The 19818-nt window shown below is 54.4% G+C and carries 15 protein-coding genes; 8 read left to right on the top strand and 7 right to left on the bottom strand.

What is annotated here, in order from left to right; all coding sequences use genetic code 11:
* Positions 1–7: 7 nt before the first annotated feature.
* The 4 genes from thiI to trkA all read right to left on the bottom strand — a co-directional run bounded on the left by thiI (position 8) and on the right by trkA (position 6181).
* Positions 8–1210, bottom strand: a complete 1203-nt coding sequence (gene thiI / locus J3U88_RS22080) for a tRNA uracil 4-sulfurtransferase ThiI (protein WP_207861157.1) — start codon at positions 1208–1210, stop codon at positions 8–10.
* Between the two features lie 122 nt (positions 1211–1332).
* Positions 1333–3039 carry a penicillin-binding transpeptidase domain-containing protein gene (locus J3U88_RS22075; protein WP_207861156.1) on the bottom strand — a complete coding sequence of 569 codons (1707 nt, stop codon included), beginning with the start codon at positions 3037–3039 and terminating at the stop codon, positions 1333–1335.
* Between the two features lie 356 nt (positions 3040–3395).
* Entirely contained in the window at positions 3396–4841 is a 1446-nt protein-coding gene (locus J3U88_RS22070; protein WP_207861155.1) for a TrkH family potassium uptake protein, read from the bottom strand.
* A complete protein-coding gene (trkA, locus tag J3U88_RS22065) occupies positions 4838–6181 on the bottom strand; it encodes a Trk system potassium transporter TrkA (protein WP_207861154.1) in 1344 nt (447 codons plus the stop codon). Before trkA ends, J3U88_RS22070 begins: the two co-directional genes overlap by 4 nt.
* Positions 6182–6640: 459 nt before the next feature.
* Between trkA and kbl the strand changes: the two genes are divergently transcribed.
* The 3 genes from kbl to J3U88_RS22050 all read left to right on the top strand — a co-directional run bounded on the left by kbl (position 6641) and on the right by J3U88_RS22050 (position 9306).
* Positions 6641–7828 carry a glycine C-acetyltransferase gene (gene kbl / locus J3U88_RS22060; RefSeq protein WP_207861153.1) on the top strand — a complete coding sequence of 396 codons (1188 nt, stop codon included), beginning with the start codon at positions 6641–6643 and terminating at the stop codon, positions 7826–7828.
* Between the two features lie 238 nt (positions 7829–8066).
* Positions 8067–8390, top strand: a complete 324-nt coding sequence (locus J3U88_RS22055; RefSeq protein ID WP_207861152.1) for an HNH endonuclease — start codon at positions 8067–8069, stop codon at positions 8388–8390.
* Positions 8391–8814: 424 nt separating this feature from the next.
* The gene (locus tag J3U88_RS22050; RefSeq protein ID WP_207861151.1) at positions 8815–9306 is read left to right on the top strand and encodes a hypothetical protein; all 492 of its coding nucleotides are present in this window, start codon (positions 8815–8817) and stop codon (positions 9304–9306) included.
* Between the two features lie 21 nt (positions 9307–9327).
* Here the strand turns inward: J3U88_RS22050 and J3U88_RS22045 are convergent, their stop codons facing one another.
* Entirely contained in the window at positions 9328–10098 is a 771-nt protein-coding gene (locus J3U88_RS22045; protein WP_207861150.1) for an RNA methyltransferase, read from the bottom strand.
* 355 nt (positions 10099–10453) lie between these two features.
* On the opposite strand from J3U88_RS22045, the gene J3U88_RS22040 reads away from it, so the two are divergent.
* Positions 10454–11200 (top strand): lysophospholipid acyltransferase family protein, encoded by a 747-nt coding sequence (locus J3U88_RS22040; protein ID WP_207861149.1) that lies wholly within the window; start codon positions 10454–10456, stop codon positions 11198–11200.
* A 452-nt stretch (positions 11201–11652) separates the two neighbouring features.
* On the opposite strand, the gene J3U88_RS22035 is transcribed toward J3U88_RS22040, so the two are convergent.
* On the bottom strand, positions 11653–13596 hold the full coding sequence (locus tag J3U88_RS22035) for a methyl-accepting chemotaxis protein (protein ID WP_207861148.1): 1944 nt from the start codon (positions 13594–13596) through the stop codon (positions 11653–11655).
* Between the two features lie 2 nt (positions 13597–13598).
* Positions 13599–14105, bottom strand: a complete 507-nt coding sequence (locus J3U88_RS22030; RefSeq protein WP_207861147.1) for an ABC transporter substrate binding protein — start codon at positions 14103–14105, stop codon at positions 13599–13601.
* Between the two features lie 720 nt (positions 14106–14825).
* Between J3U88_RS22030 and J3U88_RS22025 the strand changes: the two genes are divergently transcribed.
* The 4 genes from J3U88_RS22025 to J3U88_RS22010 all read left to right on the top strand — a co-directional run bounded on the left by J3U88_RS22025 (position 14826) and on the right by J3U88_RS22010 (position 19764).
* Entirely contained in the window at positions 14826–15251 is a 426-nt protein-coding gene (locus J3U88_RS22025; protein WP_207861146.1) for a hypothetical protein, read from the top strand.
* A gap of 188 nt (positions 15252–15439) precedes the next feature.
* Positions 15440–16918 carry a peptide MFS transporter gene (locus J3U88_RS22020; protein WP_207861145.1) on the top strand — a complete coding sequence of 493 codons (1479 nt, stop codon included), beginning with the start codon at positions 15440–15442 and terminating at the stop codon, positions 16916–16918.
* 860 nt (positions 16919–17778) lie between these two features.
* Positions 17779–18282, top strand: coding sequence for a hypothetical protein (locus tag J3U88_RS22015; protein WP_207861144.1), 504 nt, complete (start codon positions 17779–17781; stop codon positions 18280–18282).
* A 1002-nt stretch (positions 18283–19284) separates the two neighbouring features.
* On the top strand, positions 19285–19764 hold the full coding sequence (locus tag J3U88_RS22010) for a hypothetical protein (protein WP_207861143.1): 480 nt from the start codon (positions 19285–19287) through the stop codon (positions 19762–19764).
* Positions 19765–19818 lie beyond the last annotated feature (54 nt).

Raw genomic sequence — 19818 nt, 5'->3', positions numbered from 1 at the left:
TGCGACCTTAGACATCGGCGGGGAGCGGGCGTTGGGTGTAATCGGCAAACACAATGATCCGTTCAGTTTGGGTCAAGGCTTCTTCGATCAAAGCCGCCGCGTCAATCTTGGCTTCTTCCTTATGTACGATGTCAAGCAGGGCCTTGGTTACAGGATTTTTTGGAGAAAACAGAGAACAGCAGTCTTCGAAGGGCTGGATCGAGATGTCGAAGGTGCCGATGCGGCGCGCGTGACGAATGATTTCTTGTTTGTCCATGCCGATACAGGGACGCAGCACGGGCCACGGCAACCCCTCGTTGACGGCGGTAATGTTTTCAATGGTTTGCGAGGCGACTTGGCCCAAGCTTTCGCCGGTGACGAGGGATTGGCCGTTACAGGGTTTTAGCAGTTCAACGGCGACCCGCATCATAAAGCGCCGCGAGAGGATGACGGTGTAGCGTTCGTCGCATTTGGCGCGCAGGGTTTTCATGAGGTTGGTGAAGTTCACCACGTGGAGGGCCAAGCCGTTTTGGTAGCGTGCCAAGACCTCGGCCAGATCTTCGACTTTTTCGCGCGCGGCCTCGACGGTAAAAGGCGGTGTATGGAAATAGACCGCCTCCAGGCGACCGCCGCGTTTTTGAATCAAATTCCCGGCGACGGGGGAGTCGATGCCGCCGCTGAGCAGCAAGCCGTGGGTGGTACGCCCGCATACCGGAAGGCCGCCCAATCCCGGCCAAGTCTCTAGGTATAGCCAGGTTTCGCGGGTCTCCACGGAGAGACCGAGTTCGATGTCGGGGTTTTTGAGGTCGACTTTGAGGTTCAAACCTTGCTGGAGCAAAAAGGTGGCGACCTCGCGTTGCAGGTCCATCGAGGTCATCGGGTATTTTTTATTGGGACGACGGCCGCGGATCGCGAAGGTTTTGCCGCTGTCCTTGTATTTTTTCATCAATTCCCAGGCGGCCGCTTTGATGTCGTCCAGTTCATGGCCGACCGTGTAGATCGGGCTGATGCCGGCCAAACCGAAGACGGTGGACAAGGCCGTGCGCACCTGTTCGGGTGGGGCGGTGGTGTGGAGCAGGACCCGTTTGTGGCGTTTCTCGCATTTGCCGTCGAGGTGTTTGACGCGGGGTTTAACAATTTTAATGAGGTCGTCGACAAAACGATCTTGGTTGCGTCCTTTGAGGCCCAGCTCTCCAAAGCGTAGGACGTAGGATTTAATATGAAGCGACATGGGAGAAACTCCTCGGAACAAGTGGTCGGGAGAAGCGGTCGCGGCCGCCCCTCGGCGCGGTCGTGGGTCAGAGACCCTTTTTCGATGGGGTGGATGTCGGCGTTTAAGGGCCGTAGCTCAATTTAATCGGCCAGATAGCTTGGCGCCAGGGCGCTCATCTGTTCCTGTAACCGTTTGGCCACACGGGCGCCGTTGATTTCGCATTTGCCGCCGCGATCCAAGAAAAAGGCGAAGGCGACCTTGGGTTTTTCGACGGGGAAAATGCCGATCATAATGCTGTCGTGGGGACGGTCGCCGGCGGTTCCGGTTTTCATGGCGGCCTTGACCAAATCGACCTTGGCGCGTCGGGCCGTGCCGCGCGGCGCTTCCATGGAAGCGGCCATGGAGTCGACCAGTTTGGCGGCGGTTTGCGCGCTAAAGATGGCTTGCTCCGGCGAGGGCTCCGGTGTGTGGAACGGTTGGTCTTCCAGGTTGGAGAATGCTTTGAGCATCCAAGGTTCGGCGACCTTGCCGCCGTTGGCGACGGCGGTGGGAATCATGACCAAGCCGACCACGCTGGTGTCGAGGAAATCGAGGCCGATGGCGATGCGGCCCAGCTCATATGCGTTTTCTGGTTCCTTGTTGACGCGACCGGGCGTGGCCGCGGTGAGCAGATTGGCGCCGACGCGGTCGTCGAAAATACCGCGATAGCCCTCACCCAGTTTGGGCCAACCTTGTTCCAGGCCCATTTGGGCGAACATCAGGTTGCAGGAAACGGCCATGCCTTCCTCGACGGTGTTGAGTTGGCCCTGGGTGGTCCAGTCGTACAAAATACGGTCGCCGATTTTCATGTTGCCGGGGTATTTTCTGGGGGCGAAGGGTTTCACGTCACCGCCGTTTTCCAAAAAGATGCCGTAGGTCAGTACCTTAATCACGGAGCCTGGCTCAAAGGTGCGGGTAAAGGGGTTGTTGCCGTCGGTGCCGTAGGCCGCCAGGATTTCGCCGTTTTGTGGGGAAACCATGATCATGGTGCCGTTGTAGCCTTCCATGGCCTGATGGGCGACCTGCTGAAGGTTGAGATCCAGCGTGGTATGAATGCGGCTCATGCGCTCGCGTTCGCTCAGCATGGCCGGCGCGCCCTGTTCCCCGTTGGGATCGTTCCAGCCGGCGAAGAGTTTGGGGGTGGCAAAGGCGTAGGCCTCGGACTGCATGTCGTATTGCAAAATGGCTTTGCCGTTGCGGTCGAGCAAGACCGGCACGGCGCCGTCTTCCTCGTATTGTTTGGCCAGGGCCGTGACTTTTTCGTAGCGCGGGTTGTCCGCCTGGGCGGTGACTTTTTCAAGCAGCGGTTTGGCGGCTTTTAGATCGCGGACACCTAATTGAATCGCGGCGAAGTCGAGCAGGTAGGGTTGCAACGCGTCGGCTTCCTTCCAGTTTTGCAAAAAGGTCAAATAGATGCGGCCGGCTTCGTAGCGGCCTTCTTCGATCATCAGGTCGAGTACCGCGGCCGGGTCGCCGCCGAACCGACTGGGTTTGTGTTCCAACACGATGCGAAAGTGTTCGCGGGCCGCCTCGCGGTCGTCCTCAAGTAATTTGAGCACACCGAGTCCGTCGTGACCCCGCCCGTTATTGAACGGCAGGCCGGAGACGCGTTCGAAATAAAGTGAGGCGTTTTGGTAATCGCGGCGAACCAAGGCTTCGTTGGCCTTGTCCAGCGTCATATTTATGAACTGGCGATACCCTAAGTAACCGGCACCGGCGACGACCAGGAGGAGGATAAGAAAACGGCGTCCGCCGCGTCCTTCGCTGCTTCCGCCACGTCGTCTGAACTCTCTATTACGCAAAACCATGTTGACTCACTTCTTATCGAAATTAATTCGGATGGGTACCGAGGCGGCGTCGGGAGGACACACAATCTTGCAAGAGGGTCGACCGCGCCGGATCATACGTGGACTCGCTGAAACCACAGGACTTTGTCAAAGGGAACCGACCTCGAGACGGGCATTGCGTGGGAAAGGGGTTTCGGGACCCGCTGCCGGACAGTCGTGGTTTGCGATGAAGGGTGTGGAAGGCCGGCCGATGCAGAGAAACCGAACCTGCGCATAAACCGCTCCAACTTAGCACAGATCCCGTCAATCCGTGAAGGAGGAGGGGCGGGGAGGGGTGTGCAAGAAGGCGGCGGGGCTGGTTTGAACCGGGTTTGGTTTTACCGTTGCCAGGTTTGCGGCATGAAGAGGATGAGCAGCGAGAAGATCTCGAGGCGGCCCATGATCATGCACAGGCTCAGCAGCCAAATACCAGGGGTTGGGATGCTGCTGAAGTTTTCGGTGGGGCCCACGTCGCCCAGGCCGGGACCGATGTTGGAGACGCAGGAGAGGGTGGCCGTGGCCGCGGTAAGTACGTCCACGCCGTAGAGGGTCAGGAAAAAGGTCGCAATGGTGATAATGAACACAAACACCATGCCCAAGCTGAGGATGTTTTGGATGACCTCGCGCTTGACGCGCACCCCGTCGAGTTTGATGACAAACACGCCGGAAGGATGAAGCTGCTGGTTCAGCGAGATTTTGAGGTATTTGGTCAACAGCAGAATTCGGATCACCTTGAGCCCGCCGCCGGTGCTGCCGGCGCAGCCGCCCACAACCATCAGGGCCAGCAGTGAGAATTGGGCGACCGGTTTCCACTGCTCAAAATCGGCGGTGCCGTAGCCGGTTGTGGTGATGATGGAAACCACCTGGAAGAGGCTTTCGCGGAAATTTTGTTCGATGGGGATGCCGGCATCGACACGAGAGAAGTAAATGATGAAGGTGGTTGCAAAAATGAGTAGCAGGTAAAAGCGCAGTTCCGCCGTACGCAGGTAGGCCTTGGGTTCACCGCTGAGCGCGCGGTAGTGCAGGGCGAAGGAGATGCCGCAAATCAGCATAAAAAAGATGACGATGTATTGAATCAGGGGTTGGGTGAAATGGCCGAGCGAGGCGTTGTAGGTGGAAAAACCACCGGTTGCGACCGTGCCGAAGGTATGGCAAGCGGCATCGTAGACATCCATGCCCGCCAACCAAAGGAGCAGGAAGCAGGCCAGGCTCATTAATAGGTAGACGCCCCACAGAAGTTTGGCTGTTTGCTGGATGCGTGGCTCGAGTTTGTCCTTGGTTGGTCCCGGTGATTCCGCTTTGTAGAGCTGCATGCCGCCCAGGCCGAGGTAGGGTAAGATGGCGACGCTGAGAACGATGATCCCCATGCCGCCCAGCCAGTGGGTGAAGCTGCGCCAGAAAAGGACGCCCTTGGGGAGGGCTTCAATGTCGCTCAGGATGGTGGAACCGGTGGTGGTCAGGCCCGAGGCCGATTCGAAGAACGCCATGGCGAAGTTGGGAATGCTGCCGGTTAACATGAACGGCAACGAGCCGACCAGCGAAGCCGCCAACCAGCTAAAGCCGACGATGCCGAACCCTTCTTTGAGGCCCAGCTCGCCCTCGCGGGGTTTGTACTGCTTAAAGGCGCCCGCGCCGATCACGAGGGCGATTAAGGAACTGAGCGCGATTTGCATGGCTGTTTTGTTTTCGCCGTAGAGCAGGGAAACCACCATGCTGACCAACATGCAGCAGCCCATGACCATGGAAATCATGCCGACCAGGCTGATGACCAAACGAATCTTCATGCAAACAGCTCTTCGACATGGCGTTTGCTGGTTGGCCCCGCGACAACCACCACCCGATCCGACTCCAGGATTTGGGTGTGCCCCGTGGGCACAAAAATCGAACCCTCGCGTTCAATCAGTGCAAACAGCACCTCGGGCGGGGTTTTCAAATCCTTGAGCGGGGTGTTGGTGAGCTTGCAGCCGCTGGTGACGCGGAACTCCATGACCTCGGCCTCGTTGCCCTTGAGGGTGGCCACCGAAAGAATATGGCCGCGGCGAACGTATTTCAGGATTTTGTCGACAATCGCCAGGCGTGAGGAAACCGCCGTGTTCACGCCGACTTGGTTCACCAGCGGCACGTATTCCAGTTTTTCCAGGAGCGCAATCACGATGGGCACCCGTTTTGAACGGGCGATTAGCCCGGAAAGCAGATTTTCCTCGTCATCACGGGTCAGCGCCAAAAAGGCGTCGGCTTCTTCAATGCCCTCTAAATCCCACATTTCGACGTTGGTTGGCTCGCCTTGGATGACCAGGGTTTGGTCGAGTTTTTCGGCCAATTCCTCCGCGCGTTCCTCGTCGTTTTCGATGAGGGTGGCGCGAATCCCTTTTTTTTCCAAGATCTTGCAAAGGTAAACCGCAACCTTGGAACCGCCCAAAATCATCACACGGCGGACCATGCGACGTTTCAAACCGCAAAATTCGTAAATGTCGTCAAGTGATCCGCGTTGGCAGAAAAAGAAAACTTGGTCACCCGCTTCCAAGCGGGTGCGGCCGGTGGGGATGATGGTGCGTTGGCGACGGGAAACGGCGCCCGCGAGGAAGTATTGGCGGTCATAGCGCAGCATCATGTCGGAGAGGGTTTCGCCGACACAGGGCGCGCCGTCTTGAATGCTCAGCCCAATCAGCATGCCTTGGCCGCTACCGAATTCGGCGACGTCCGAGGCGCCCGGTACCGCCAGCAGGTTGCCGATTTGCAGGGCGCATTCGAATTCGGGGTTGACCAGTAGGTCGACGCCGAGGTTGTCCTCGCTCAGCCAGTTATCCAGCAGGTAGTAGTCCATATTGCTGACACGGGCGATTTTAAAAGGGACCTTGCTTTTGCAGGCTGTCAGCGCGGCCACGATGTTGATTTCATCCTGATTGGTTAGGGCCATCATCAGGTCGCAGGTCTCAATGCCGGCGCGCTGAAGAACCTTGGGCGAGGCGCCGTTGCCCTGCATGACCAAAATATCGAGCGCATCCTGCAGGCGCTGCATGCGGTCCTTGTCTTCCTCAATCACCGTGACGTCGTGGTGCTCTTTGGAAAGCTGCTCAGCTAGGTGGGAACCAACGGCGCCGGCCCCGACGATAATGATCCTCAAACGTCCCTCACACAAGCACTTAAATTTGGGATGCGATGCTCAACCATAGCGCGAAAGAGGCCTACTTTCAACCAGGACGGGGCGCCTCGGTGGATGGTACCGCCGAGCTGTTAAGCCCTTAAAGCAGATGTGGGCGAAGCGGCCGAGGCGATGGGTTGCTCTCCTGCATTTTGTGGTGACAGTCTTGTGCAAGCGGTTCGTTTTGTTGGGTTTTTGGTGTTGACGGTACCGTTGAGACCTTTCCTTTGATTATGGCCCTGGTGGTGCCGGTCTTGTGCAAATTGCTGTATTTATGATGCTTGGGTGTTGGTTGCGGGGTTGGGTATTCCCGTCCTTGGTCTGTTGCCGAATTTTTGTTTGCAGCCCAAGGGACGGTTTTTTATCGTTGCGGGCCTGTTAGTATAAGGAGATCATGCGGGACGCACGTCCGTTCCCGCAAGTTTGGTCAGGGAAGGACATATGTACGATTCGAGTCGCGATCATTATGCGCATACCCTCAGTGAAATTCAGGATGCCGGTTTGTACAAAAGCGAGCGTATTATCACCACGCCGCAGAGCCGTTCCATCCGCGCCGGTGCCGGGCCGGTGCTCAATTTTTGTGCGAACAATTACCTGGGCCTCTCCGACAATCCCGATCTGATTGCCGCCGCCAAAGCCGGATTAGACAGCCATGGTTTCGGTTTGTCGTCCGTGCGTTTTATTTGTGGCACCCAAGACATTCACAAACAATTGGAAACCTTGATCGCTCAATTCCTCGGTTTCGAGGATACCATCCTGTACTCAAGCTGCTTTGACGCCAACGCGGGTTTGTTTGAGACCTTGCTCGGTAAGGAAGATGCGATTATCTCCGACCAGCTCAACCATGCCAGCATTATCGACGGGGTGCGTTTGTGTAAAGCGCGTCGTTTCCGTTACGCCAACAGCGACATGGCCGAGCTGGAGCGTTGTTTGCAAGAATCCCAGGACGCCCGCATTCGTTTGATCACCACCGACGGCGTGTTCTCGATGGACGGTTACATTGCCAAACTCGACGCCATTTGTGATTTGGCCGACAAGTACAACGCGCTGGTTCACGTGGACGATTCCCACGCGACCGGGTTCGTCGGCAAAACCGGGCGCGGTACCCACGAGCACCACGGTGTGATGGGGCGCGTGGATATCATCACCTCAACCTTGGGCAAAGCGCTTGGTGGGGCGTCGGGTGGTTTTACCGCCGCCCGAAAAGAAGTCGTGGATCTTTTGCGTCAGCGCTCGCGACCCTATCTGTTCTCGAACACCTTGGCGCCGCCACTGGTGATGGCCGCGATCAAAGCGTTCGAAATGCTGGCGGAATCAACGGAACTCCGGGATCGACTTGAAAGCCATACCACCTATTTCCGCGAAAAAATGACGGCGGCCGGGCTGAACATTCTCGAGGGGACCCACCCCATTGTGCCCGTCATGATCGGTGACGCGCGCCAGGCCGCGGAAACCGCCGACGACCTGCTGGGTGAAGGCGTGTATGTAATTGGTTTCAGTTATCCCGTGGTGCCCAAGGGCCAGGCGCGTATTCGGGTCCAACTTTCCGCCGGGCATACCCGTGAGGATTTGGACGTTGCCATCGGTGCCTTTACCAAAATCGCCAAGCAACGTGGTTTGATTAACTAGAGATTGGCGCGGGTTTGTCCCGGCCCACACCGGGGCCGACCCGCCTGGTTTGGATCAGACCTAAGAAGCGCGACAAGTCGCGGTGATTTTAGCTAAACCTCTGGGCTCCAACGGCCTGTAAAAATGCTCACCGCACCCACTGGGTGCGCCTCCGCTTTTTCCAAACCATTTCGCTCCAGATCTTTAGCCAAAATCCCTCGCTCTTATCGCGCCTCTTAGGTCAGAAGGAGATGATTTTTTGGATTTTTTTGTGTCGTTAACGCCCGAGGATGAACAGAAACGCGAGCGCACCAAGGCACGAGAGCTACGCAAAAGCTCCTGGTGGCGCAACCAACTGGGAAGCGGGCGTTGTTACTATTGTCGTGAATACTTTTCTCCCGACGACCTCACCATGGACCACAAAACGCCGATTGTGCGTGGCGGACGTTCCACCAAAAACAACTGTGTGCCTTGTTGCAAGGACTGTAATAACGAAAAAAAATACATGCACCTTGGCGAATGGATCCAAAAACGCCTGGAGGAAGGCCGACCCTTGGCCTGTGCCAAGGATGAGCTTTATTAAAACCACCTGCATTTTTTAGGGGCTTATTTTGAGTTTTTGCTGAGCTTGGGATCTGGTGAATTTTTATATCGTCTGTTTTCCTTTTTGTAAGTGTCTGAGGGTATTCTTGTTGCCGGTTCTTTGGTGAGGAAACGGCATTTGGCGCCGCTCACGGATTTTCTGAGACCATGCCAAAAATGAGTTGGCAATGGAGCCGTGCTTGATAAAATGGCGATCTGCGATTCTTACCGAGGGTCGCATTTGGTACAGTATTCCGGCACGAACGACCTTTCTTCTTCCGCCCCGGTTTGTGGTTTGCACCAGGGAATGCGGCTTTCGAATCGCTGACGGTTCGTTCCTTTGTCGTTCGGTACGCCGTTGAATCGCGCGTTAGCAAGCGCAAACCCCGCGAAGATGTGCGGTTGTATGGTTTTGAGGTGAGTGAATGAAAGCGGGTTCCGCGTCGGTCGCGTCCGGCAAAAAGAAGGTTCGAGGCAAAAAACGTTTGGTCAAACGACTCCAGCAGGAGGCGCGGGCTTTCCAGTTAGATCTTACCCCCGGCAAAAGTTATGATTTGTGGCAGTGGCAACCCCATGCGGTTGGTCCGGGCGAGTTTTGGGCCGAACGGGTCGATAGCCTTTTTGTCGCGTTTTCTCATCTGCTCGAACAGGTCGGGGATTATCCCCAATCCTACCAAACCTGGGTCACTGTTGATGAAAGTGACGAGGACGATACGGCCCTGTATTTCCACACCGCCAACGCCACCGGCGGCAAGTTCCCCATTCGGTTTACCGATGTAACCTGGGAAATAGCCGTGCCTGATTACCTTAAGCCCTACCTTGGCGATGCCGGTACCTTTAACTGCGGTATGGCCGGACGCGAAGAAGCGCCCATTTATTTCATTTACTCCAACTACCACGGTGTGCCGCTTATTTAGCGGGTGACGCTTCGGTTTGCTTTAAGTATGCTCCTCGTCGCGTTCTTTCTTCCAGTCTAGTTTTCGGCTGAGTGCCGCGTAACGGTTGGCACCCTTAGAGAAAATGCCCATCAGCAGGTTCATTTCGCGACGGGTCCAATCGCGGGTCTTGAACATCAAACACACCTCGCGCCACAGCCGGTCGGGGTACTGGGGGTCGAGAAAGTCCATTTCCTTGAGGAAGTGTTGGATTTTGTCGACCAACACCGCCTTCTCGCGCCCGTCGGCCATTTCCGGGTCTGGTTCGTTGCGGTCGAGGCGCCCGGCTTGCTTGCGGTTAATCTCCCATAGAACAATGAGCACCGCTTGCGCCAGGTTCATGCTGGCGTAACCCTCGTTGGTGGGAAGGGCGACGCGGAAATCACACAGGGCAAGGTCGTGATTGGTGAGACCGATTTGTTCATTGCCGAACAGCAAACCGATGGTTTTGCCGCGGCCCACACCTTGGTGGAGTTGTTCATGGAATTGGTCCAAATCCAAAGCGCGTCCATCAAGCCAGGGATTGCGTGGGGAGAAACCGAAAACCAGGTCGCATTCGTCGATGAGCTCGTTTATATCCGCGCACTTGTCCGCTTGTTCGAGGATGGGCAAGGCATGGACCGAGAATTTGCGTGCTTCGCCAACCCCGGCGTCCAGCGGCCCCGAAAATCGCAGCCGTGAGAAGCCGGTATTCGCCATGGCACGGCAGACGCTGCCGAGGTTGACCGGGCCTTCTACCTGATTGAGTAATATGTGAATGTCTGCCTGAACCATCGGTGTGTTCCTCCCCTGCTACATTGCCGGTTTTCCGGCTTCTAGTACCCAGGACGCTGTATTTCGCGCCTCGGTGAACCGTGACGGCCCCGTGCGGCCGCGGTACCGGGGGCTTGTGGTAAGATACACGACTCTTTGCGAAGCGCCCAGTTTTGGTTGGTTCGCATGGTGTCGCCGGGTGGCGCGCCGCTTCGCGGCCTTGCCCCTGTTTGTCGGTAAGCGGCACAAAACCCGTGGTTGTGTCGCGGTTTGTGCTTTAATCTTAAGGAAATCGTCGGTCAACGGTAGGGTGTTCGCTGCTATTTAAGTTTTGACCCGATTTTGCCGTTAGCATGACGTTAAGAGTGGTCTTGTTATGAATGTTCGAGGAGTTATCGCCGGGTTATTGTTTTTGCCCATCACGATCCTGTTGTCGATCGCGGTGTGTTTGGCGAGACCCTTTTCCCGCCTGGCCTGGCCCTCGAAAGTGATGCAGCTTTGGGCGAATTCCGTTTTTTGGATGTCCGGCATCAAACTCCAGGTTGTGGGTGAAGAACACCTCACCGCGGGCAAACCCGCGATCTACATGGCCAACCACGCCAGCATGATCGATATCCCCATTTTGGTCGCTGTTTTGCCGGGGCATGTGCGTTTTTTGTTTAAGCACACCCTGATGTACGTGCCTTTTTTGGGGCAAGCCATGATGTTGCTGGGCATGATTCCCATCAACCGCACCAATCGCACCAAGTCGGTCGAGAGTTTGCGCAAGGCCGGTGAACGTATTCGCTCCGGGATCGATGTGATAATTTTTCCCGAGGGAACCCGGACCAAAACGGGCGAGATGTTGCCGTTTAAGAACGGTGGTTTTTTGATGGCGATCCAAGAGGGCTTCGACATTGTTCCCGTGACCATTCACAATTCTCGCGAGGTATGCGGGCGCAACAGCATTGTGACCCGAAAAGGGGTGTGTCGCGTGACCATCCATCCACGCTACGAAACGACCGGTTTTACGGTTGCGGATCGGCGCCAAATTATGAGTGATGTGGAGCGTATCATCGGTTCCGCGGTTCAGTTACGCGGTCGTGATAACGCCGCGCCTGTGATTGAACTTGGCCATCATTAGTTGCTTTTTCAGTTGTGGATGATGGGCGTTTCCGTTTCCCTTGGCCCGCATTGCTTACGAGGATTCGTCGCGAGAAGCTGAAAGCCTTGTGCGTAGGAAGATTGCTCGAGCGAGTAACGCGGGAGGCCGCCCCGCGGGAGGCCGCCCCGCGGAAGGCAAATCCTCGTAATCGTATGGGTTGCCCCGTAGCAGAATGCCTTGTAAGCAATGCGGGGTGGGAAGAATGGCCGGCATTTGTGGTTTCGTGAGTCGTCGCGACAAGGTCGGACCGATACCGCGGCTCATATGAATGAGGCACACCCTGTCGCGACCACAATGGCCGCTTGCTTGCTAACGAACGTGGGGCGGGTAAACGTGCGAACCTTCATTCGCATGCATACCCGCCCTGTTGTGCAATGAATAATGGGCCGCCCGTGCGCGACGCAAACGCGTCGTGCACGGGCCGGCAGAGGTTAGTTGCCGTCTGCTGTATCCAGCTTAAATTTGTTGGTGATGGCCAGCATGGACTGGGCCGCGTTGGACAAATCGGAAACCGAACTGGTGCTGCTGCCCAGCGCATCAACCATTTCGGCCGAGGATGATTTGGCTTCTTCCGACTTTTCAGCGAGCAGCTTGGAGTGTTCGAGAATGTCGCGGGTTACCGTCAAAACACTCGACGCTTGCTTGAATGCTTCTTGGCAGGCGTCGCGTACCTCAATGGAAATTTCCAGCGAGGATTGGATTGATTGCGAAATCGCTTCCGATTCACTGCTGGTGTTGTCGAGGTTGCGGTGGATCTCCTGAACCGTGGAGGCCTGTTCCTCAATCGTGGCAACGATGCCGGTGTTAATCGAACTTACCTCGTTCATTACCGTGGCAATTCGGTCGTTGGCTTCGATCACGGTGTTGGTACTTTGCTGAATCTCAGAAACACGGTGGGCAATTTGTTGTACCGCTTGTGCGGTTTGTTTGGCCAGATCCTTGACCTCGTTGGCAACGACCGCAAAACCCTTGCCCGCTTCACCGGCGCTCGCCGCCTCAATGGTGGCGTTCAGCGCCAGCAAGTTCGTTTGTTTGGAAATGGCGTCGATGATACTCACGAAATCGCTAATGTTACGGGCGTGCTCATCCAGAATGCGGACACTGTCGCTGGCTGTTTTGGAAAGTTCCGTGGCATCGAGGGTGGTTTTGCTACAGTGCTCCATGTTGCGTGAAATCTCTTGCAGGGTGGCCGACAGTTCTTCAACCGCCGAGGCTACCTCGGCCAGGTTGCGCACCGCGGATTGGACCGAGGTTGAAACCTCTGAGATGTTGCTGGACATGGTTTCTGAACCGGATGCGACTTTTTCCATTTCGGCGTGGGACGTTTCCGTTCCCAGGTTGATGTTGTCGATGCCGACCTGGAGCGATTCGCCGACTTGGGCGACCGCGTGGAAGGTGGTGTCCGTCTTGTCGACGTTCTCGTGAAGGAGCTCGATGTTCTGGTTCAGGTTGGCAAGCTGCTTGTTGAGCAGGTGGCTGGTCGTGTCCATCCGGCCAATGAGGTCGTTGAGTTTGCCCACAAAGGTGTTGAACCATTTACACAAATCACCGATTTCATCGTTCGTACTTGAGTTCAAGCGCACGCTCAGATCGCCCTCGCCTTCGGCCAGATCTTTAATGATTTCCACGACGTCGTTAATCGGCCGAACAATATAATTACCGAGCGCCAAACCGAGCAGGATGGAAATGAGAGAGCCCAAGACAACGATCAGGAGTGACATCCAACGGTTGTCGCCGATGATGGTGTCAAGCCGTTCCAAGGAATAAATGAGGAAGACGTGCGCGCTGGAGGTTGCTCCCTCGTCAAAGGCTGAAGAAACGAACACGAGGTGTTTGCTACCTTGAATGTCCACGGTCTCTTGAAAGCGAATGTTGGTGCCGTAGCCAAACTGTTCGCTTGACTCGAGGGTTTTGGCGAAATCTGTATAATTCGATGTCTCTTTCTGGCTCTCGTATTTTTGGTCCTTTTTTCGAAAAGTGACCGCTAACTCACCCAGCTCCTTCAGCAAGTGGTCGCGTTGGCTCTCCGCATCGCCCGCGCTGATTCGGTTGCCATCTTTGTCGGTGGCCTGGTACATCCAGCCGTCAACGCCTACGTCGAAGACCAGAACCCCGACCAAATCGGAGCCCCTCAAACGGGAGGTGATACTTTTGTTGACTGCTTCCGTGTCGCCCATGATCAGGTTCAAAGAGATTTCGTTCATGAAGCTGGAAGCGTCGCTTTCGATCCGGGTCAAGAACTCGTTAAACACCTGAACTCTGAATTTTCGGTCGGTTACGAACGAGAAGACACTGGAAAGTACGATCACCAATGCGAGGAAGCCGCACCAGATTTTGGTTCGGATTCGCACGTTGAGTAAGCTCTTTACGGCCATGCCTATTCCTCTATTTTGATTTTGTTATTTCCTTCGGGGATCTGCAGGTTAAAACGCGATTGAACCTTGCCGTTAATGGTCAGTACCGCCGCATCGCCGGAGCCATCGATCCGACCAAGGGCACCGCCTTTGAAGGCGTTATCAGTTGTGGCAAAAACAGGAATACCCTTCTTAACGGTCGATTTGACAACGAACTTTATGGAATTGGTGCCGGTAATAATTTTGTCTTCCACCAAGTACATGAAATCCACTTCAAACGAGGCCAAGTTGCGCATCGCCGGTGCAATTTCGCGAATAGAGGTGATCGGTACTTTGATGACCATGAGCGATTGGTCGCGGCTGGTTGCCTCCATTTCGCCCGTCAGACTGCTTGCCGCCGGACCGTTAGGGTTGAAAATAACGGCGACCCTGGAGCTATTGGGAATGAGGGTTTTGATCAGGCCCATGTTGACGGACATCTCCTGGCCAAACAGACCGGTGCCGGCCCAGAGCACGGCAAAAAAGAACAAGCGACACTTCACAAATAACCCCCTACACGATAGGTGCTTGGTAAATCTATCGTCAGCGTTTGCTGTAACATGAGTTTCTGGTTGGCGCGTTTAAATGACCCTTGTGTTTTGGTGAGTGTGAGTATTTTGGTCTCGTTGCGTACTTTCGTCGCTTGCGAAAGTTGATTACCGAGCCGCTTTTTACGTTGGGCCTTTCGGCCCACCGCGCAGGCGGCGTTTGGGTCGGGATGCACTTTTTTGAAAACCTGCCGGGCACCCCGGGGTGTCTCCGTGGTTTTCTTTCTTTCCGTGGGCTGGGAACCGAATTTCGCGACCTTTGACCGTGTCTCTTATCGCAAGGTGGGTTTCGAAGGGATCGGACGGTCCTTACGAGATGGTCTTTGGGGATGCATCTTTAAATAAAAGAGCCCTCGGCTAAATCAAAAAGCCGGGTCGTGAAAGGGGAAACTGTTAACGGCGCTGTCTTTTTTTGGCGTGATCACGCGCATGATTGCGCTTCGAGCCTGTTTTGGGAAATCCCGGAAAGACGCCGGTTGAAGGTTGGGGGTTTTTTAAGGGGAAATCGTTACCTTATTAAATAGGTAGAGTGGACTAGCCGAGAGGGGAGCCTTTCTCGGCTACGGGTAAGTTGTGTGTATTTTAGGGGGAGATTGTGGCGAATGACAAGTCTCTCTCTTTGCCTCGTTTGCGGAAACGAAGCGCGGCCAGGGGCTATGACCCGTGATGATTTTTGTTATGTTAGCGCTAAAAAACGTTGCCGGCTACGGCTTCTTCGGAGGAGGCGTGCGGATATTGCGGTTCAAAGAACGCGGGTTTGAGAAAACGCAACCTTCCGTGGGTTTTCGCCAGAGTCGTGAAGCCGGCCGACAAACGCACGCGGTTTATGCTTCTCTTTCACCTGAAACAAGCCTGTTTGTTTTGCGGTTTGACTATCTATCGTTTGCTTGCGATTCGTTTCGGGCTTGCGGTATACTGCCGCTGTTATTCCCAGCGGGAAGCAATTTTTATCGGCAGATTATTGCATTGAGGTTCGCCTCTTTTGCCAAGGTTTACCTATTTTGTATCCGCAACCATGCACCCTTTTGCTTTCCAAGCATGATGCCGTTCCGCGGTAGACGGCCGTTAATTCATGTTGTTACCGCGTAACGTTCGGAAGGGGAGAGGCCGCTCGAGATTTAGCGCCGCGAAGGATGCAAAGAGAGACCTCCTGCTTTTGGGAGGAACCACGCCGTTTCATGCCGGTTGGTTCAGTTGGTCTTTGTCGCTTTTTCGTTGTCACCGGCGCACGGCCGTCGATCCTCATGCAGTTCAATGAGATTTGAGGTACACAACTTATGACTGAGGTTAAACAAAGTCACCCACCAGGCTTGGCCGTGCTTTTTATGGCCGAGATGTGGGAGCGATTTAGTTACTACGGCATGCGTGCTTTGTTGACGCTTTATTGTGCCGCGACCCTTTTTGCTCAAGACCCTGACCCTGAGGCCAGCGCTTATGCCATTTATGGCAGTTACACCGCGTTGGTTTATCTAACGCCGCTGTTTGGCGGCATGCTTGCCGACCGCGTTTTGGGGTTCCGCAAGGCCGTTATGCTCGGCGGGATTCTCATGGCCGTCGGTCACTTCGTTATGGCGTTTGAACATGAACAGATCTTCTACTTGGCCCTTGCCTTTATTATTGTTGGGAATGGATTCTTCAAACCCAATATTTCCAGTATTGTCGGGCGCTTGTACGATGAAGGAGACAAACGTCGCGATGCCGGCTACACCATCTTCTACATGGGGATTAACCTCGGCGCCTTCCTCTCTCCCATCGCCTGTGGTTACCTGGGTGAGAACGTGGGTTGGCACTGGGGTTTTGGTCTTGCCGGTGTCGGTATGCTTGCCGGTCTGGCTCAGTTCTATTACGGCAAAAAACACCTGGAAGGTAAAGCTGAGCCGCCCGACCCCGAGGCGCTTGCCAAAGCGACGCCGCTTGGGGTCTCCCGTGAATGGGCCGTCTATATTGGTGCTTTTGCTTCCGTATTCGTGTTTTGGTGGCTTGTCCAGCAACACAAGCTGGTGAGTGTTGTTTTGATTGTTTTGGCTGTGGGCTCTATTGCCTTTATCGCCGGTTACGCCATCACCAAATGCGAAAAAGTTCAGGCGCAACGGCTGGTTGTTGCCGCAATTCTGATCGCTTTTTCGGTGGTGTTTTGGGCGTTTTTTGAGCAAGCCGGTAGCTCGCTCAACATCTTCGCCAGGGATTATGTCGATTTGAGTTTGGCGCCCATTAGTACTTGGGAAATGCCGGTTTCCTGGACTCAGTCGTTCAACTCCATGTTCATCCTGCTCTTCGGTATTCCGTTTTCAGTCATGTGGATCACCCTGGCTCGCAAGGATTTAGAGCCGTCTATTCCGATGAAGTTCGGCCTGGGGATTTTTCAGGTCGGGATCGGGTTCATCTGTCTTTGGTACGGGGCCCACATTATGCCCGAGGACAGCAAGGTCGGCCTTATTTGGCTGGTGCTTGGTTACATGTTCCACACCACGGGCGAACTGTGTGTTTCTCCTGTCGGCCTGTCCATGGTTACCAAATTGGCGCCGCAACAAATTACCGGGTTTGTGATGGGGATGTGGTTCCTGTTTACCGCCTTTGCCAACAACTTGGCCGCCATCATTGCCGGCTTTACCACCGGCGACGATGTTGGCGCCGCCGCCGGGGTGATGGCCTACGGGAACGTCTTCTGGGTCATTGCCATGCTGGCTTTTGGTTTTGGCGTGTTTGTTTCGCTGATTTCCCCGCTGCTCAAGCGCTGGATGCACGGCGTTACCTAAACCTGTCGCCTCGTTTGCCCACAACGACCGCAAGCTGCATTTGAGATATGCTTGCGGTCGTTTTTTTATGGTGTGCTCCATCTTGGTCCTGGGCCCGTTTCGGCGATTTGCCCGCATTTCTCACAAGGACTCCTCGCGAGAAGCTGAAACCTAAAGAAGGGCGAAAATCACCGCGAGTTATCGCGCTTCTTAGGTGAAAGCCTTGTGTGCACGAAGAGGACGACCTTTCGCGGGGCCGACCTTTCGCGGGGCCGACCTTTCGCGGGGCCGACCTTTCGCGGGGCCGACCTTTCGCGGGGCCGACCTTTCGGCGTCGCAGCTGAGGCGAAGGCGGCTCGAGCGCGTCACACGGAAGGCAAACCCGCGTCATCGCATGGGTTGCCCCGTAGCAGATTGCCTTGTGAGAATTGCGGGTTATGAGCGCGTTCTTTTTTGAGGGGGCGCCTCGCTTGGCGATGCTGTTTCTTTGCGGGGTTCGCTTTGGTGCTTTTGAGGGGGGGCGATCTCTTTTTTCTCGGGATTCACACTGCCCTTAAACGTTTTGTTTTTTTAGGCCGTTTATGGCATGCTTGGGGGCATCCCCGCCGCCTCATATCGCTTGTCGTTCCGCGCGAATGCTTTTTCCGGCGTGCGTTTCTTAGTTGTGCCGATTGAGGGTGTGTCGAGGAGAAAGCTTCTTCGAAAAACCCTTTCGAGTATTTCAGTTGAAGCCGCCGTGTTCCGAAATGTGAAGAAGGTGACTGCGCTTCTTAATTAAGGAAGTGTCGACGCTTTCAAGGGGGTTCGGGTGCTTCGTGTTCCCGAGGACCTAAAATACCGAGATTCGGGCCTTTGTTGGATATTCTCACCCTGGACGATCTATGACCAAAGTGCTTTTCTGTACCGGCAAAAAGAAACGTGTTAAGGCGGTCCTCGACTACTTTCTTTCTCAGGATAAGGAAAACCGCTTGACCGTATTATCAACGAAGCTGCAAACCAAAAGGGTTCTGTTTTTTAATTACGATGAGCTTCGGGTTCTTTTTCAGGTGAACGGCGGCGGCGGTAACGATTTGGCGCCCATGAAGTTGCTACAAGGGGTTGAATACTTTACCTTCAAAGATCAGGCCCAGGTACTGATGGATTTTGAAAGCCCGCTGGTGAACGATGAAATGCTTAAAGTGAAGGTGTTAACGGCTTGCCACCCATTTATCGCAAGGGGCGTGCGATGCAAGGTCACCTTGAAAAAGAAAAAAGAAACCGAATTCCGCGTTTTCTACCATGTGGTCGGCCAACTACATGGCCCGGCGGACGGTGTGCTGCAGTGTCGCGATCATCTAATCAACGACAATTTACTCGATCCCGAAAAGACAAGTTTCCTATTTTGAGGATGTGTTGTCGGTAGTCGGCCTGTTATTTGTGGGCTGGTTTCCCCGCGCGAGAATGGGTGGGACAATGGTTAAAGTGTGTATGGTGGTCAAGGGTATGGACTGATTTGATGGATTTTGAAAAGTGCAGAGGGAGATGCGCTAGTTAGGGTTTGAGTTGGGTGGATATTTGGATGAATGAGAAAGAATTATTGTGTTGTGAAAGTAATTAGTGGCTTTTTATGGGTGGTGTTTTGTGAAAATGAAACGGCTGGGGTGTTCTTAGCGGTAGGAAAAAGTTGGTGCCTGAGTATTTGAGTCTTGGGTTTTGACGGCGCCTCCTCGAAATACCGGGGATTAAGAGGATTATGGTTGTTTCGGCGTTGGACAAAGGTATTTTGCTTGTGAGGCGGGCCCGCGCCGGGGTTTTTTTGGTCGAGGTGGCATTGTTGCCGCGGTTTTGGGCCGGGTGGAAGTTGGTGCGTTGTCGTTGTAACGCTCTGATGATTGGCGGGTTGAGGCGGAATACGGCAAGGCGGCTTGACATGGCGTCTCATGGCGTGAGCGAAGCGCGTTGTCCCTGCCGCGGGATGCTGAAAGGAAACAGCTGGTTTTGATGGTATAGGTCGCATTTGTGATGTCGTGAGAATTGACGCGTTCAGCCACCTTTTTAGAAATGATAGTGAGCATTTTGAGCGGGGAGAACACTCGGGGAAGATGGTAGCTTAGATGAGACATAGCCCTATTGGGGTGTGTCTTGGGCTGGGCGTTTGAGGTATTGCTTGGCGATGGGTTACCATGAAATATCGTTGTGTTGGTGCTGGATGTTCTGAAGCGCCTTGTTTGTTTGGTGGTGTTTCAAGCGCCCCTAGAGGTCGCGGTTTCTTTGCGGCGAGTGGCGGTTTGCTTTTAGTGCTGCCGTTTGTGTCCCATGGGCGGGATTATTAAACCTGTCGTGTTGACATTTTATTTCTTAATGATCTAAGATTTGAGCTGTTGCATCATAAATTTAAGGAGTGATCATTGGGTACCTTACGAAAAGAACCAAAATACAAGAGTTTTTTGAAGCAAGGAGAGTATGACCATTATCTCTCCACCCTACGAGAAGCTCAAATGGCTGCCGATGATAATAACGTTTTCTTTGACTTGGATGCGAGCGAGAAGGCAAGCCAGGTTAAGAAGGCTTTCTTATACGTGGCTGAAAAAGAAGGCGTTGATGTCTCTATTCGCCAGGTTCGTGGTGCTAACAGCATTGCCTTTCAGTTTAAGAAAGGTAAGGGCGCGGGTGGCACGCGTATGTCCGCGGATGAATCGAAAGAGCGTATCGTTAAGTGCTTGGCCAATGCGGAAGGCCCGCTTAAAAAGAATCAAATAATTCGTCAAACCGGCATTTCTAGTTCTACCTGGAACATTCGCATTCGTGAATTGTTGGATGAGAAAACGGTAGCGCGTCGTGGCGAACGTCGTGATACCACCTACACATTGGCTAAATCCAAAAAATAATCAGGTTCCTTACCGTTCCTTTTGTGTTTGTCTCGTGATTTTTCTAAGTCGTAA

Origin of the sequence: Acanthopleuribacter pedis, from assembly GCF_017377855.1 — a bacterium.
GTDB lineage: Bacteria > Acidobacteriota > Holophagae > Acanthopleuribacterales > Acanthopleuribacteraceae > Acanthopleuribacter > Acanthopleuribacter pedis.
The sequence above is the reverse complement of the archived record's forward strand: the minus strand, read 5'-3'. Positions and strand labels throughout refer to the sequence as shown.